Raw genomic sequence first — 14,514 nt, 5'->3', positions numbered from 1 at the left:
GGGCCGGCGAAAGGGGTAGATTACGCGAGTGCGGCGCCGACACAAGTCGAACGGCGGCATGGCTCAGGGCTCGCCTGACGGACGGGAACGACCAGCGCTGAGACATGCCGCCGCCAGGGCCGAGGCCCTGGCGACGAAGACGGTGCCCGCCGGCGCGAGCATGGACGGGGCACCGCCGGGGCGCGAGGCGATCAGGCCTCGATCGGGGCGCGCCAGTCGTCGGAACCGGAGGTGCCGGCGACGGTGTGTTCCCAGTCGATCTTGCGGTAGGCCAGGGACACGTCCATCAGCTGGGTGAACTCGGCGCTGTTGGAGTCCTGGGCGTGGGGCATGCGCAGGTTGATGTCGACGATGGTGGCGTCGGTCAGCGAGGTGGTGAAGAAGTGCTCCTGCTTGCCCTCGACGGAGGTGCGGTACCACTTCAGCTCGACGTTCGGCAGCATCTCGCCGGAGGCCAGGGCGTTGTACATCAGCGGCACGGCCTTGTTCAGGGCCACGGTGAAGATGAACGGCTTGTGGGCGCGCTGGCCGGCGGGCTGGCCGGACTGCGGGTCGGTCGGCACGGTGACGATGTGCTTGAATTCCTGCACCAGCATCTGGTCCTCGTGGCCTTCGACGTAGATGTTGCCGACGGACTCGGGGGTGAAGGCACCGGCGGTGATGTTGCCCTGGGTCTGGCCTTCGATGCTGATATAACACGGCGTGGGCATGTGTCTGCTCCTTGACGATGATTGACGATGTCCGATGGACACCTAATAAGGAGCACGTCTCGGGCCAGAATAGCCGCATATCATTAAAATCATGGTGTTATAAAAAACACGCCACACGAGGCTAAACGTATTTAGGCAAGATCTTGCCCAGATCGAGCAAGAAGTTGCCCGGCGGGCAAGATCTTGCTCGCTCTCCATCAAGCTCGAGGCGTGGCGAAAGCCATCACCTCGGCCACGCTGTCCCGGTCCAGCGCCAGCTGGAACAGACGATCTAACCCCAGGGCCACGCCGCTGCCCGCCGGCATGCCGGCCTCGAGCGCGGCCAGCAGGCGCTCGTCCACGTCGACCTCGGCCAGGCCGGCGGCGCGACGGGCGGCGTTGTCCTCCTCGAAGCGGGCGCGCTGCTCCGCGGCATCGGTGAGCTCGTCGTAGCCGTTGGCGAGCTCCAGGCCGTGCCGGTAGACCTCGAAGCGCGAGGCGACCCACTCGCCGTCCTCCTGGTCGCGATGTCGACGCGCCAGCGCCGCCTGGCTGGCCGGATAGTCCACCACCACGTCGATGCCATCGCGGCCCAGCTGCGGCTCGATGGCCAGGCTGATCAACAGGTCGAGGCAGTCGTCGCGCGAGGCTTCGGCCATGTCGAGCCCGCCGGTCTCGGCGGCCCGGCGACGCAGGGCATCGAGCGGTTCGCGGAAGGGATCGAGCCCGAGGTGTTCGCAAAACAGCTCACGATAGCGGCGACGGCGCAGCGGGCCGGGATTGGACGGCAGCACCCGGCGGATCAGCGCATCAGTCTCGGCGATCAGGCCGTCCAGGTCGAGGCCCGGGCGATACCACTCCAGCATGCTGAACTCGAGGTTGTGACGCCCGCCCACCTCGCCGTCGCGGAAGCTGCGGGCGATCTGGAAGATCGGCCCGCTGCCGGCGGCCAGCAGCCGCTTCATGGCGAACTCCGGCGAGGTCTGCAGCCACAGCCGCTCGCGGCCGGCCGGCGTCACGGCCTCGCAGTACAGCGAGGCCAGGTGCACGTCGGTGCTGCCGCCATGCCCGAGCACCGGCGTATCCACCTCCCACACGTCGCGCTCGGCGAAGAAGGCCCGCACCTCGGCCATCAGCCGCGCGCGCTCGCGCAGCGTCGCGATATCGGCGGTGGGCCGCCAATCAATGGTCATCGATCTTTCTCCACAAACGACAAAGGCCACGCATGCACACGTGGCCTTCGGAGCTGGAAGCTGGAAGCTGGAAGCTGGAAGCTGGAAGCTGGAAGCTGGAAGCTGGAAGCTGGAAGCTGGAAGCTGGAAGCTGGAAGCTGGAAGCTGGAAGCTGGAAGCTGGAAGCTGGAAAACAGCTTGTCGCCCAACCCTTGAGTCAAGGGTGCTTCTTCGCGCTTCAAGCTCCCGGCGAAGCCGAGTCGGCTTTACTTCCAGCTTCCAGGCGCGAAGCGCCGCTCTTCCAGCTTCGAGCTCGAGCCCGGGCGAAGCCCGAAATCAAGCGCGAGAGACGTACTCGCCGGTCCGCGTATCGACTTTCAAGACTTCGCCCTGGTTGATGAACAGCGGCACGCGCACCACGGCGCCGGAGGACAGGGTCGCCGGCTTGGAGCCGCCCTGGGCGGTGTCGCCCTTGAGGCCGGGGTCGGTCTCGGTGACCTCGAGCTCGATGAAGTTCGGCGGGGTCACGGCGATAGCGTTGTCGTTCCACAGGGTCACGGTGTAGACCACCTGCTCCTTGAGCCACTTGTCGGTCTCGCCCAGGGCCTTCTTCTCCACGGCGTACTGCTCGAAGGAACCATCGGTCTTCATGAAGTGCCACATGTCGCCGTCGGTGTAGACGTACTCCATGTCCAGCTCGAGCACGTCGGCGCCTTCCAGGGACTCGCCGGACTTGAAGGTGCGTTCCCAGACGCGACCGGTCATCAGGTTGCGCAGCTTGACGCGATTGAAGGCCTGGCCCTTGCCCGGCTTGACGTAGTCGTTCTCGAGGATGGCGCAGGGGTCGCCATCCAGCATGACCTTCAGACCGCCCTTGAATTCGTTGGTAGAATAGTTCGCCATGATGATCGTTCCATATTCCAGCGCGCCGGCGGCCGAAGCCGCGGGCGCGAGCAAGCAAATGACAATGGCCGAGGGACAAGCCCTCGCTCGCCTCGAAGTGTGCCCCGCATGATAACCCGAAGCCCGATTCCTTTGCAGTGCCGGCCCGCCACGCCTGCGCCCGGCGCCTGGCAGGCGCAGCTGGCCGGCGCGATCCGCGACCCGCACGAACTCTGCCGCCGCCTGGGCCTCGCCCCGGAGTGGATGCCCGGCGCCGAGGCCGGCCATGCGCTGTTCGAGGTGCGGGTGCCGGAAGCCTATCTCGCCCGCATCCGCCCCGGCGACCCAAGCGACCCACTGCTGCGCCAGGTGCTGCCGCTCGGCGAGGAGGCCGAGGCCGCCCCCGGTTTCGTCGCCGACCCGCTCGAGGAGGCCGACCATAGCCCTCGGCGCGGGCTGATCCACAAGTACGCCGGCCGGGTACTCTTGATCGCGAGTCCCGCCTGCGCGGTGAACTGCCGCTACTGCTTCCGCCGCCACTTCCCGTATGAAGAGAACGCGCCTTCGCGTGCCCAGTGGGAGGAGACGCTTTCCTACCTGCGCGACGACGCCTCCATTCAAGAGGCGATTTTCTCCGGCGGCGACCCGCTGGCGGCCAGCGACCGCCAGCTTTCCTGGCTGGTCGAACGCCTGGAGGCTATCCCGCACCTCAGGCGGCTGCGGATCCACACCCGGCTGCCGGTGGTGATCCCCGACCGCATCGACGGCGCCCTGCTCGAGTGGCTCGGCGGCACGCGGTTGCAGAAGGTCATGGTGCTGCATATCAACCACGCCCGGGAAATCGACGAGACGGTGGTCGAGGCCTGCCGACGACTGCAGGCCGCGGGCGTGACACTACTCAACCAGAGCGTGCTGCTGCGAGGGGTCAACGACGACGTCGCGTCGCTGGCCGAGCTCTCCGAGCGGCTGTTCGAGGCCGGCATCCTGCCCTACTACCTGCACGTGCTGGACCCGGTGGCCGGCGCCGCCCACTTCGACGTGACCGACGAGGCGGCCCGCGCGCTGGTCGCCGAGCTGCGCCGGCATCTGCCCGGCTTCCTGATGCCGACGCTGGTCCGCGAGGTGCCGGGCGAGGCGAGCAAGACGCCGCTGTAGGCGGCCCGGATAAGACGGCACGGGTGGCGGATGGCGGCACGGGGTCAGACCCTTAAGCATCCTTAGGAACGGAGTTCCTAAGGGGGCTTAAGGGTCTGACCCCACAGCGGGCTTAAAGAAAACCCGAAGGTCTGGGCCTTCGGGTTTTCTTGTAGCTCGGCGCTTGTAGCTTGGCGCTGTTAAGCCAGCGTTTCGGCGGTCACGTTGGCCGCCGGCTCCTCGGTGGAGTGCTTGCGGTTGATCGCGCTCAGCACGCCCTTGATCGAGGCGCTGGTGATGCTCTCGTCGGTGCCGACGCCGAACACCGCCTCGCCGTTGACGCGTACCTCCACGTAGGCAATCGCCTCGGCATCGGCGCCCTGGCCGCGGGAGTGCTCGTGGTAGTCGATGATCTCGACGTCATGGCCCTCGCCGGCCAGCGCCTTGACGAAGGCCGCCAGCGGACCGTTGCCCTGGCCCTGGATGACGCGGCGCTCGCCGCCTTCCTCGACGGTCGCGTCGAGGGTCACGGTGGGGCTGTCCGGCTCGGAGGACATGCGATGGCTGATCAGGGCGAAGGGCTCGCGCTGCTCGAGGTACTCGTCGACGAAGGCCTGGTAGATCATCTCGGAGGTGATCTCCTTGCCCAGCCGATCGGCCACTTCCTGCACCACCTGGCTGAACTCGATCGACAGGCGGCGCGGCAGCTCGATGCCATGCTCCTGCTCGAGCAGATAGGAGACGCCGCCCTTCCCGGACTGGCTGTTGACGCGGATCACCGCCTCGTAGCTGCGGCCCACGTCGAGCGGATCGATCGGCAGGTAGGGCACCGCCCAGACGGCATCGGGGTGCTCACGACGCTCGGCCATACCCTTCTTGATCGCATCCTGGTGGGAGCCGGAGAAGGCGGTGAACACCAGATCGCCGACATAGGGATGGCGCGGGTGCACGGGCAGCTGGTTGCAGTACTCCACCTCGCGCATGATCGGCGTGATGTTGGAGAAGTCGAGGTTCGGGTGCACGCCCTGGGTGTAGAGGTTCATGGCCAGGGTGACGAGGTCGACGTTGCCGGTGCGCTCGCCGTTGCCGAACAGGCAGCCCTCGACGCGGTCGGCGCCGGCCATCACCGCGAGCTCGGCGGCGGCCACGCCGGTGCCGCGGTCGTTGTGCGGATGCACGCTGACGATCAGATGATCGCGCTTGGCGACGTGGCGGCAGAACCACTCCACCTGGTCGGCGTAGTTGTTCGGCGTGGCGCACTCCACGGTGGCCGGCAGATTGACGATCATCGGCTTGTCGGCGCTGGCGCCGAAGGTGGCCTCCACGGCATCGACGATCTCCACCGCGAAGTCCATCTCGGTGGTGGAGAACAGCTCCGGCGAGTACTGGAAGGTCCAGTGGGTCTCCGGGGCCGCCGTCATGTGTTCGCGGATGCGGGTGGTGGCGTCCACCGCGATCTGGATGCACTCGGGCTTGCTGACGTTGAACACCACGCGGCGAAACACCGGATCGGTGGCGTTATAGACGTGGACGACAGCGTTCCTCGCTCCCTTGAGCGCCTCGAAGGTACGATCGATCAGGTGCGGGCGCGCCTGGGTGAGCACCTGGATGGTGACGTCTTCCGGCACCTTGTCGTCTTCGATCAGCGAACGCACGAAGTCGAAGTCGGTCTGGGAGGCCGAGGGGAAGCCCACCTCGATCTGCTTGAAGCCGATCTTCACCAGCAGGTCGAACAAGCGCTGCTTGCGCTCCTGGTCCATGGGATCGATCAGCGCCTGGTTGCCGTCGCGCAGGTCGACGGCGCACCACTGGGGCGGCGTCTCGATGCGCTTGCTCGGCCACTGGCGGTCGGGCAGGTCGACGGCCACGAAGGGACGGTACTTGGCGGAGGGGTTATCGAGCATCATGGCGGCGTTCTCCCGGAGCGTTTATCGGATTCAGAAACGGCGACGCCCCGACTGCCGTAAGGCAGTCGGGGCGTCGTCGAAGTGTTCGGTCATGACCATCGCGACCCCACGGACCGGTCGGGCGGCGCGTACGACACAGACAGGGGCAATGTTCATGGGAATGACGGTAGCGGTGCGGGACATGTGACAACCTCGAATTCGACCTGGACAGATGGGCGATGCAGACGGCATCGCCCGGCGCGCTCAGCGGCGGGCTAGTAGTCGTAGGTCGAGGACGAGGCTGTACGATGTCATGTTCATGCTCTCTAGAAAATCAGCCCGCGGACGCCTTGTCAACTCTCGCCGGCCGACGGGCCGTCATTCAGGTCGTGGCATCTGCCGTGCCGAGCAGGGTCAGCAGGTCGCGGGCATGCTCGGCAGCCTCCTGGCCGGTGGCGGTGAGATAGCCGCCATCGTCCTGTGTCACCAGGCCCTTGCGATGCAGACGCCGTGCGGCCTCGATCATCGCCGGCTCGGCGCTGGAGTGCACCTTGATGCCCTCCTGATGATTGTTCGGATTGAACAGACCAAGCATCTTGAGTTCGTCTAGCAGTTCCGGCGTGTAGCTGGGCTGAGGCATGGCGCATTCCTTGTCATTGTCGTGAGCCTCCTTCGACGCTACCCCGACTGAGCCGACGACGCCAGCGAAAACCGCCTCAACGCTCCTCCAGGTCGCCCTGACGATAACCGATCAGGTAGAGCACCGCGTCCAGCCCCAGGGTCGAGAGCGAGTGACGGGCCTGCTGGCGGACCAGCGGCTTGGCACGGAAGGCGATGCCGAGGCCGGCCGCGGCCAGCATCTTCAGATCGTTGGCGCCGTCGCCCACGGCGATGGTCTGCTCCATGGAGAGCCCTTCGCGCTCGGCGATCTGACACAGCAGCTCGGCCTTGCGGTCGGCGTCGACGATCGGCTCGCGCACCTCGCCGGTGACCTTGCCGTCCTCGATCACCAGCTCGTTGGCGTGAACTTCGTCGAAACCAAGGCGATCCTTGAGGTAATGGGCGAAGTAGGTGAAGCCGCCGGAGAGGATCGCGGTGCGATAGCCGAGCCGCTTGAGCTGGCTCATCAGCCGCTCCAGCCCGTCCATCAGCGGCAGTGCCTCGGCGATCTCGGCCAGCACCGACTCGTCGAGGCCGCGGAGCTTGCTCATGCGCTCGCGGAAGCTCTGCTGGAAGTCCAGCTCGCCGCGCATGGCCCGCTCGGTGACCTCGGCCACCTCCTCAAAGACGCCGTGGCGGCGCGCCAGCTCGTCGATCACCTCGGCCTGGATCAGGGTCGAATCCATGTCGAAGCACACCAGCCGGCGATGGCGGCGCCAGATGGAATCTTCCTGCAGGGCGATGTCGACGCCGTGGGCCGCGCCCAGCGCCAGCGCCTTCTCGCGCAGGGCCTCGAGATCGACGTTGTCGCCGCGCAGCCAGCACTCCACGCAGGCGCCCTGGATGGCGTCATGCTCGCCGGGCACGCCGCCGTCCAGCGGCTCACGGCCGGAGAGCCGGTGGATCAGCTCCACGGTCAGGCCCTGCTCGGCGGTCAGCGCGCCGACCTCGGCCAGGATGCCGGCCGGCAGATGAGGCGCCAGCAGAGTCAGGATCAGCCGCGGCTGGCTGGCCTGCACGCTCCAGCGGTGATAGTCCTCGGCGCCGACCTGGATCGCCTGGACGTCGAGCCCCAGCCGATCGCCGGCGGCGGACAGCGCGCCTTCCAGGTCGCTGTCGCGGTCGAGCCCCACCAGGGCCTCCAGCGACACGATGCCGAAGGTCACGCTCTGGTTGATGTCCAGCAGCCGCGCGCCGCTCTGGGCCAGGGCGCGGCCCAGGCCGGCCAGCTGACCGGGCTGGGCGGCGCCGGTGGCGCGGATGAGTAGTCGTCTAGTCATTGCAACCCCGATAGCTAGAAGCTCGAAGCTGGAAGCCGGAAGTGTGCCGGTTTCCAGCGCCGAGCCGGGTTTTCTTCACGCTTCAAGCTTCCTGCTTCAAGCTTTCGAGTCGATCGACCTTCTGCAGGCCCCGGGGCAGCTTGCTGCCGCGCCGGCCGCGCTCGCCTCGATAGTAGTCGAGATCGTCGGCCTTGAGCGTCAGCTTGCGCTTGCCGGCGTGCACCACCAGGGTATCGCCGGGTGCCAGCAGCGTCAGGTCGCGCAGGAACTCCTCGCGCCGCGCGGCCCGAGCGCCGGGGATGTCGAGCATCTTGTTGCCCTTGCCCTTGGCCATCTCCGGCAGCTGGTCGAGCGGGAACACCAGCAGCCGCCCCTCGTTGGAGACCGCCGCCACGCTGACGCCTTCCCCTTCCGGCACCGCCCGCGGCGCGACCACGTTGCAGCCCTGGGGCACGCTGAGCACCGCCTTGCCGGCCTTGTTCTTGGCGGTCAGCGCCTCGAGGTGGGCGACGAAGCCGTAACCACCGTCGGTGGCCAGCAGGTAGCGGGTGGTCGGTGGCGCCAGCAGCACCCCGGCCATGTGGGCGCCGGCGGCCACGTTGACCCGGCCGGTGACCGGCTCGCCCTGGCTGCGCGCGCTGGGCAGGTTGTGGGCGCTCAACGTATAGGCGCGGCCGGTGTCGTCGAGCAGCACCAGCGGCTGGTTGGTCTTGCCGCGGGCGGCCAGGTGGAAGCGGTCGCCGGCCTTGTAGGAGAGCCCCTCGGGATCGATCTCGTGGCCCTTGGCGGCGCGGATCCAGCCCTTCTCGGAGAGCACCACGGTGATCGGGTCGGCGCCGAGCAGCTCGACCTCGGACAGCGCCTTGGCCTCCTCGCGCTCGACCAGCGGCGAGCGACGCGCGTCGCCGTAGTCCGCGGCGGCCTGGCGCAGCTCTTCCTCGATCAGGTCGGTCAGCGCGGCCTCGGAGCCGAGCAGCTCCTCCAGGCGGGCGCGCTCGGCCTCGAGGTCGTCCTGCTCGCCGCGGATCTTCATCTCCTCGAGCTTGGCCAGGTGGCGCAGGCGCAGCTCGAGGATCGCCTCGGCCTGGCGCTCGCTGAGCCCGAAGGCCTCGATCAGCGCGGCCTTGGGCTCGTCCTCCTCGCGGATGATGCGGATCACCTCGTCGATGTTGAGGTAGGCCGTGAGCAGGCCCTCGAGGATGTGCAGGCGATCCTGGACCTTGCCCAGCCGATGCTCGAGACGACGACGCACGGTACTGCGGCGGAAGCGCAGCCACTCGCCGAGCAGGTCGGGCAGCGGCATGACCCGCGGCCGGCCGTCGAGGCCGATCACGTTCATGTTGACGCGCACGTTCTTCTCGAGATCGGTGGTGGCGAACAGGTGCGCCATCAGCGCCTCGATGTCGACCCGGTTGGAGCGCGGCTCGATGACCAGCCGGGTGGGCTCCTCGTGGGTCGACTCGTCGCGCAGGTCGGCCACCATGGGCAGCTTCTTGGCCTGCATCTGGGCGGCGATCTGCTCGAGCACCTTGGCGCCGCTGACCTGGTAGGGCAGCGCGGAGATCACCACGCTGCCCTCCTCCAGGCCGTAGCGGGCGCGCATCTTCACCGAGCCGCGGCCGCTCTCGTAGATCTTGCGCAGCTCGCGATGCGGGGTGATGACCTCGGCGGCAGTGGGGAAGTCCGGCCCCGGCAGGCGCTCCATCAGATCGACGGTGGTGGCCTCGGGATGGCGCAGCAGGTGGCAGGTGGCCTCGACCACCTCGCCCACGTTGTGCGGCGGGATATCGGTGGCCATGCCCACGGCGATGCCGGTGCCGCCGTTGAGCAGCACATGGGGCAGCCGCGAGGGCAGCACCACCGGCTCCTGCATGGTGCCGTCGAAGTTGGCGGTCCAGTCCACGGTGCCCTGCCCCAGCTCGCTGAGCAGGGTCTCGCTGAACTTGGACAGCCGCGCCTCGGTGTAGCGCATGGCGGCGAAGGACTTGGGGTCGTCGGGGCTGCCCCAGTTGCCCTGGCCGTCCACCAGCGGATAGCGATAGCTGAACGGCTGCGCCATCAGCACCATGGCCTCGTAGCAGGCGCTGTCGCCGTGGGGGTGGAACTTGCCGAGCACGTCGCCGACGGTGCGCGCCGACTTCTTGTACTTGGCGTTGGCGTTCAGCGCCAGCTCGCGCATGGCGTAGACGATACGCCGCTGGACCGGCTTCATGCCGTCGCCGATATGCGGCAACGCCCGGTCGAGGATGACGTACATCGAGTAGTCGAGGTACGCCTTCTCGGTGTACTCGCGGAGGGACAGGCGCTCGACGTCGCCCTCCGCCACCTGGATATCCATGGTCATGGGTTCGGGGCCCTATCTGCCATCATGGAAACTTCGCGGGCCGTGCCCGCACGATACGTTCTGGAAAAGCTCGAAGCTGAAAGCTTGAAGCTGGAAGTTGCCCCCGGAACATTGCGGGCTTTCTTCCAGCTTCCGGCTTCAAGCTTCCAGCTCACACCTCGATCTCGGCGAGGTTGCCGTAATCCTCGAGCCAGCTCTTGCGGTCGGAGGCGCGTTTGCGGGCCAGCAGCATGTCCATCATCTCGAGGGTGCCGTCGCCCTCCTCCCGGGTCAGCTGCACCAGCCGGCGGGTATCGGCGGCCATGGTGGTCTCGCGCAGCTGCAGTGGGCTCATCTCGCCGAGGCCCTTGAAGCGCTGCACGTTGGGCGTGCCGCGCTTGCCTTCGAGGCGCTTGAGGATCGCCGCCTTCTCGCTCTCGTCCAGGGCGTAGAAGACCTCCTTGCCGAGGTCGATGCGGTACAGCGGCGGCATGGCGACGAAGACGTGGCCGGCATCGACCAGCGCCGGGAAGTGGCGCACGAACAGCGCACACAGCAGCGTGGCGATGTGCAGGCCGTCGGAATCGGCGTCGGCGAGGATGCAGATCTTGTGATAGCGCAGCTTGCCCAGATCGTCGCTGCCCGGGTCCATGCCGATCGCCACGGCGATGTCGTGGACTTCCTGGGAGCCGTAGATGTCGTGGGACTCCACCTCCCAGGTGTTCAGGATCTTGCCGCGCAGCGGCAGGATGGCCTGGGTATCGCGGTCGCGGGCCTGCTTGGCGCTGCCGCCGGCCGAGTCGCCCTCGACCAGGAACAGCTCGCTGGCCGCCGGATCCTGGCCGGAACAGTCGGCCAGCTTGCCGGGCAGCGCGGGGCCGGAGGTGACCTTCTTGCGCGCTACCTTCTTGGCGCTCTTCTGACGACGCTGGGCGGCGCTGATGACGAGCTCGGCCAGCGCCTCGGCCTGGTCGACGTGGTGGTTGAGCCACAGCGAGAAGGCGTCCTTGACCACCCCGGAGACGAAGCCCGCCACGGTGCGCGACGACAGTCGCTCCTTGGTCTGGCCGGCGAACTGCGGGTCGAGCATCTTCACCGAGAGCACGAAGGAGACTCGCTCCCACAGGTCTTCGGCGGTCAGCTTGACGCCGCGCGGCAGCAGGCTTCGGTAGTCGCAGAACTCGCGCAGCGCCTCGAGCAGCCCGGCCCGCAGGCCGTTGACGTGGGTGCCGCCCTGGGGCGTGGGGATCAGGTTGACGTAGCTCTCGAGCAGCGGCTCGCCGCCCTCCGGCAGCCACTGCACGGCCCAGTCGACGCCGTGCTCCTCGTCGGCGAAGTGGCCGACGAAGGGCGAGGCCGGCAGCACCTCATAGCCGTCGGTGGCCTGTGCCAGGTAATCGCGCAGACCGTCCTCGAACTGCCACACGCTCCGGGTGCCGTCGGCCTCGGTCAGCGAGACCTCGAGTCCCGGGCACAGCACCGCCTTGGCGCGCAGCAGGTGCTTGAGCCGCGACAGCGACAGCTTCGGCGAGTCGAAGTAGCTCGCCTCCGGCCAGAAGCGCAGGATGGTGCCGGTAGCGCGCTTGGCGGCGCTGCCGATCACCTCCAGCGGCGAGGCCAGCTCGCCGTGCTCGAAGGCCATGCCGTGGCGCTCCCCGCCCTTGAGCACCTCGACCTCGAGGCGCTTGGAGAGCGCGTTGACCACCGAGACGCCGACCCCGTGCAGGCCGCCCGAGAAGCGGTAGCTCGAGTTGGAGAACTTTCCGCCGGCGTGAAGCTTGGTCATGATCAGCTCGATGCCGGAGACGCCGTGCTCCGGGTGGATGTCGATGGGCATGCCACGCCCGTCGTCGCTGACCTCGACGCCGCCGTCCTCGAACAGCCGCACGCCGATCTTCTTTGCGTGGCCGGCCAGCGCCTCGTCGACGCTGTTGTCGATGACCTCCTGCACCAGATGGTTGGGGCGCGCGGTGTCGGTGTACATCCCGGGGCGCTTGCGCACCGGTTCGAGCCCGGCGAGCACCTCGATCGAGCTGGCACTGTATTGGGTCATGGCGTCGTCTGTGTCCTATGCATGTTCGAATCCGCACGCTCAGCCGCGGGGCGCCACCCGCCCGGCTTCCAGGGCATGGCCGCCCTGGGCGAAGATCGCCGGCAGGTAGTCGGCCAGCGTCGAGAAACCGTGATCGCCGCCGGGCTCGAGGATCGTCCGGGCGCCGCGATAGAGCGCGAAGGCGTCGGCGGCGTCCAGGGTCTCGTCGGCGGTGCCCAGCAGCAGCAGGTAGCGTGCCGGCGTGACCCGCTCGGGGGCCAGCGTCTCCAGCGCCCGCCGATGGGCGATGTCCACCGTGAAGCGCTGGCCGTGGTAGGGGTTGACGAAGATCTCGCCGATCCAGGCCTCGACCAGCCGCGCCGGCGCCACCGCCGGATTGATCAGCGCCGCCGGCAGATCATGGCGCTCGGCGAGCACCGTGGCCAGAAAGCCACCCAGTGAACTGCCGACCACCAGCGGCCGGTCGCCCAGTTCAGCGAGCCGGGCCTCGGCCGCTTCCAGGGCCCGATCGGGGCGATGCGGCAGGTCCGGCGCGGCGCAGGGCAGGCCGAGCATCTCGCAGGCCTCGCGCATCAGCGCCGCCTTGGGCGAGGCGGCGCCGCTGTTGAAGCCGTGCAGGTAGAGCACGCCGCTGGCCGGCTCGCGCGGCAGAGCGGCGCTCAGCATACCCGAACCCCTGTATAAATGGCCAGCCCGTCACGAGGAACGGGCATCATGACGCTCACGCGTCCGCCCGGGGCTCGGCCGCCCATACCGCCTCGATCAGGCCGCGGGTGGAGTCGTCCATGCCCTCGAGCCCGGCCTCGTGCTGGAGGATGCGCTGGGTCTCGCCGGCCATGGTCTTGCCCAGCTCCACGCCCCACTGGTCGAAGGGATTGATGTCCCAGATCGTCGCCTGCACGAACACCTTGTGCTCGTAGAGCGCCACCAGCGCGCCCAGGGTCCGGGGCGTGAGGCGATCCAGCAGCAGGGTGCTGGAGGGCTGGTTGCCGCGATAGCGACGGTGGCCCGGGCGCGGACCGTCCTCGTCGTCGGCCACGGCGGCGTCGCCGAGCATCAGCGCCCGGGACTGGGCGAAGCAGTTGGCGAGCGTCAGCCGGTGCTGGCCCATCAGATGGTCGCGGGTGGCCGGATCCGGCACGTCGTCGTAGCGCACCTTGGGCGCGATGAAATCGCACTCCACGGCCTGGGTGCCCTGGTGCAGCAGCTGATAGAAGGCGTGCTGGGCGTTGGGCCCGAGCTGGCCCCACAGCACCGGGCAGGTGGAGTAGCTCACGCTCTCGCCGTCGTGGGTCACCGATTTGCCGTTGGACTCCATCTCCAGCTGCTCGAGGTAGGCGGCGAAATACTCGAGCCGGCCGTCGTAGGGCAGGATGGAGTGGGCGCGGATGTCGAGGAAGTTGACGTTCCAGATGCCGGCCAGTGCCAGCAGTACCGGCAGGTTGTCGGCAAGCTCCGCCTCGCGGAAGTGGCGGTCCATCTCGTGGGCGCCGGCCAGCAGGCCGCGGAAGTGCTCCATGCCCACCACCAGGGCAATGGGCAGGCCGATGGCGCCCCACAGCGAGTAGCGCCCGCCGACCCATTCCCAGAACTCCAGCTGGTGATCGTCGGCGATGCCCCATTCGCTCATCTTCTCGGGGCTCGCCGAGACGCCGATGAAGTGCTGGCGCATCAGCAGCGCCTCGTCGACGCCCTCCTGGCGAGCGCCGCCCAGCAGCCGCGCCTTGAGCCAGTCCCGCGCGGTGCGCGCATTGGACAGGGTATCGATGGTGGTGAAGGACTTCGACGACAGCACGAACAGCGTGGTCTCGGGATTCAGCCGCGCCAGATAGTCGGCCAGCTGGGAGCCGTCCATGGTCGAGGCGAAGTGCACGTCGATGTGCTGCTCGACGTCGGGACGATAGTCGGCCAGGGCATGGGTGACCATCAGCGGCCCCAGATCGGAGCCGCCGACCCCGAGGTTGACCACGTCGCGGATCGGCTTGCCGGTGGCGCCGCGCCACTGGCCGTTGTGGAAGCGCTCGACCATGGCCTCCATGCGATCCAGGGTAGCGTGGACCGAGGCGACCAGATCCTGGCCCTCGACCTCGAGGCGGGCGTCGGCGGGCAGGCGCAGGGCGGTGTGCAGCGCCGGGCGGTCCTCGCTGCGATTGACGCGCTCGCCGGCCAGCAGGCCGCGGATCGCCTCGGGCACGTCGGCCTCGCGGGCCAGGTCGAGCAGCAGCTCGAGGGTCTGGTCGGTCCAACGCTGCTTGGAAAGGTCGAGGGTCAGACCCGCGGCGCTACGGCCGAAGGTCTCGTAGCGGCTCGGCTGCTCGTCGAAGAGGTCGCGCAGGTGCCGGCGCCCCATGCCCGCGGCATGCTCGGCGAGGGCACACCAGGCCCTCTGCTGATCGATGGGGGTATGGCTCATGGAATTTCTCCTGGACATCCTG

Annotated in this window: 11 protein-coding genes; 1 reads left to right on the top strand and 10 read right to left on the bottom strand. The window is 68.1% G+C overall.

Going from position 1 to position 14,514, the window contains the following annotated elements:
• Window positions 1-191: 191 nt before the first annotated feature.
• From UN84_RS03040 to efp, 3 genes are all read right to left on the bottom strand, one after another.
• Window positions 192-710 carry an Hcp family type VI secretion system effector gene (locus tag UN84_RS03040; RefSeq protein WP_046079176.1) on the bottom strand — a complete coding sequence of 173 codons (519 nt, stop codon included), beginning with the start codon at window positions 708-710 and terminating at the stop codon, window positions 192-194.
• A gap of 197 nt (window positions 711-907) precedes the next feature.
• Window positions 908-1,882 (bottom strand): EF-P lysine aminoacylase EpmA, encoded by a 975-nt coding sequence (gene epmA / locus UN84_RS03035; RefSeq protein WP_046079177.1) that lies wholly within the window; start codon window positions 1,880-1,882, stop codon window positions 908-910.
• A 315-nt stretch (window positions 1,883-2,197) separates the two neighbouring features.
• Entirely contained in the window at window positions 2,198-2,764 is a 567-nt protein-coding gene (gene efp, locus UN84_RS03030; protein ID WP_046079178.1) for an elongation factor P, read from the bottom strand.
• Between the two features lie 108 nt (window positions 2,765-2,872).
• On the opposite strand from efp, the gene epmB reads away from it, so the two are divergent.
• Window positions 2,873-3,898, top strand: a complete 1,026-nt coding sequence (gene epmB / locus UN84_RS03025) for an EF-P beta-lysylation protein EpmB (protein WP_046079179.1) — start codon at window positions 2,873-2,875, stop codon at window positions 3,896-3,898.
• 179 nt (window positions 3,899-4,077) lie between these two features.
• Here epmB and leuA read toward each other — a convergent pair whose 3' ends face one another.
• From leuA to pgi, 7 genes are all read right to left on the bottom strand, one after another.
• On the bottom strand, window positions 4,078-5,784 hold the full coding sequence (gene leuA, locus UN84_RS03020) for a 2-isopropylmalate synthase (RefSeq protein WP_046079180.1): 1,707 nt from the start codon (window positions 5,782-5,784) through the stop codon (window positions 4,078-4,080).
• Between the two features lie 361 nt (window positions 5,785-6,145).
• Complete coding sequence (locus tag UN84_RS03015; RefSeq protein ID WP_046079181.1) at window positions 6,146-6,403, bottom strand: TIGR02647 family protein; 258 nt, start codon at window positions 6,401-6,403, stop codon at window positions 6,146-6,148.
• A 76-nt stretch (window positions 6,404-6,479) separates the two neighbouring features.
• The gene (serB, locus tag UN84_RS03010; protein WP_046079182.1) at window positions 6,480-7,703 is read right to left on the bottom strand and encodes a phosphoserine phosphatase SerB; all 1,224 of its coding nucleotides are present in this window, start codon (window positions 7,701-7,703) and stop codon (window positions 6,480-6,482) included.
• Between the two features lie 82 nt (window positions 7,704-7,785).
• Window positions 7,786-10,047, bottom strand: coding sequence for a DNA topoisomerase IV subunit A (gene parC / locus UN84_RS03005; RefSeq protein WP_046079183.1), 2,262 nt, complete (start codon window positions 10,045-10,047; stop codon window positions 7,786-7,788).
• Between the two features lie 151 nt (window positions 10,048-10,198).
• Window positions 10,199-12,079 carry a DNA topoisomerase IV subunit B gene (gene parE / locus UN84_RS03000; RefSeq protein ID WP_046079184.1) on the bottom strand — a complete coding sequence of 627 codons (1,881 nt, stop codon included), beginning with the start codon at window positions 12,077-12,079 and terminating at the stop codon, window positions 10,199-10,201.
• Between the two features lie 39 nt (window positions 12,080-12,118).
• Window positions 12,119-12,745 carry a YqiA/YcfP family alpha/beta fold hydrolase gene (locus UN84_RS02995; RefSeq protein ID WP_046079185.1) on the bottom strand — a complete coding sequence of 209 codons (627 nt, stop codon included), beginning with the start codon at window positions 12,743-12,745 and terminating at the stop codon, window positions 12,119-12,121.
• 55 nt (window positions 12,746-12,800) lie between these two features.
• Window positions 12,801-14,492, bottom strand: a complete 1,692-nt coding sequence (gene pgi, locus UN84_RS02990) for a glucose-6-phosphate isomerase (RefSeq protein WP_082090893.1) — start codon at window positions 14,490-14,492, stop codon at window positions 12,801-12,803.
• Window positions 14,493-14,514: the final 22 nt, after the last annotated feature.

It is taken from the genome of Halomonas sp. HG01 (assembly GCF_000968715.2).
Taxonomy (GTDB): Bacteria; Pseudomonadota; Gammaproteobacteria; order Pseudomonadales; family Halomonadaceae; genus Halomonas; species Halomonas halophila.
This window is presented reverse-complemented; position numbering and strand designations above follow the sequence as displayed.

Coding starts and splice junctions, on each gene's coding strand:
- UN84_RS03040 (WP_046079176.1), bottom strand. CDS start 710: ATGCCCACGCCGTGTTATATCAGCATCGAAGGCCAGACCCAGGGCAAC.
- epmA (WP_046079177.1), bottom strand. CDS start 1,882: ATGACCATTGATTGGCGGCCCACCGCCGATATCGCGACGCTGCGCGAG.
- efp (WP_046079178.1), bottom strand. CDS start 2,764: ATGGCGAACTATTCTACCAACGAATTCAAGGGCGGTCTGAAGGTCATG.
- epmB (WP_046079179.1), top strand. CDS start 2,873: ATGATAACCCGAAGCCCGATTCCTTTGCAGTGCCGGCCCGCCACGCCT.
- leuA (WP_046079180.1), bottom strand. CDS start 5,784: ATGATGCTCGATAACCCCTCCGCCAAGTACCGTCCCTTCGTGGCCGTC.
- UN84_RS03015 (WP_046079181.1), bottom strand. CDS start 6,403: ATGCCTCAGCCCAGCTACACGCCGGAACTGCTAGACGAACTCAAGATG.
- serB (WP_046079182.1), bottom strand. CDS start 7,703: ATGACTAGACGACTACTCATCCGCGCCACCGGCGCCGCCCAGCCCGGT.
- parC (WP_046079183.1), bottom strand. CDS start 10,047: ATGACCATGGATATCCAGGTGGCGGAGGGCGACGTCGAGCGCCTGTCC.
- parE (WP_046079184.1), bottom strand. CDS start 12,079: ATGACCCAATACAGTGCCAGCTCGATCGAGGTGCTCGCCGGGCTCGAA.
- UN84_RS02995 (WP_046079185.1), bottom strand. CDS start 12,745: ATGCTGAGCGCCGCTCTGCCGCGCGAGCCGGCCAGCGGCGTGCTCTAC.
- pgi (WP_082090893.1), bottom strand. CDS start 14,492: ATGAGCCATACCCCCATCGATCAGCAGAGGGCCTGGTGTGCCCTCGCC.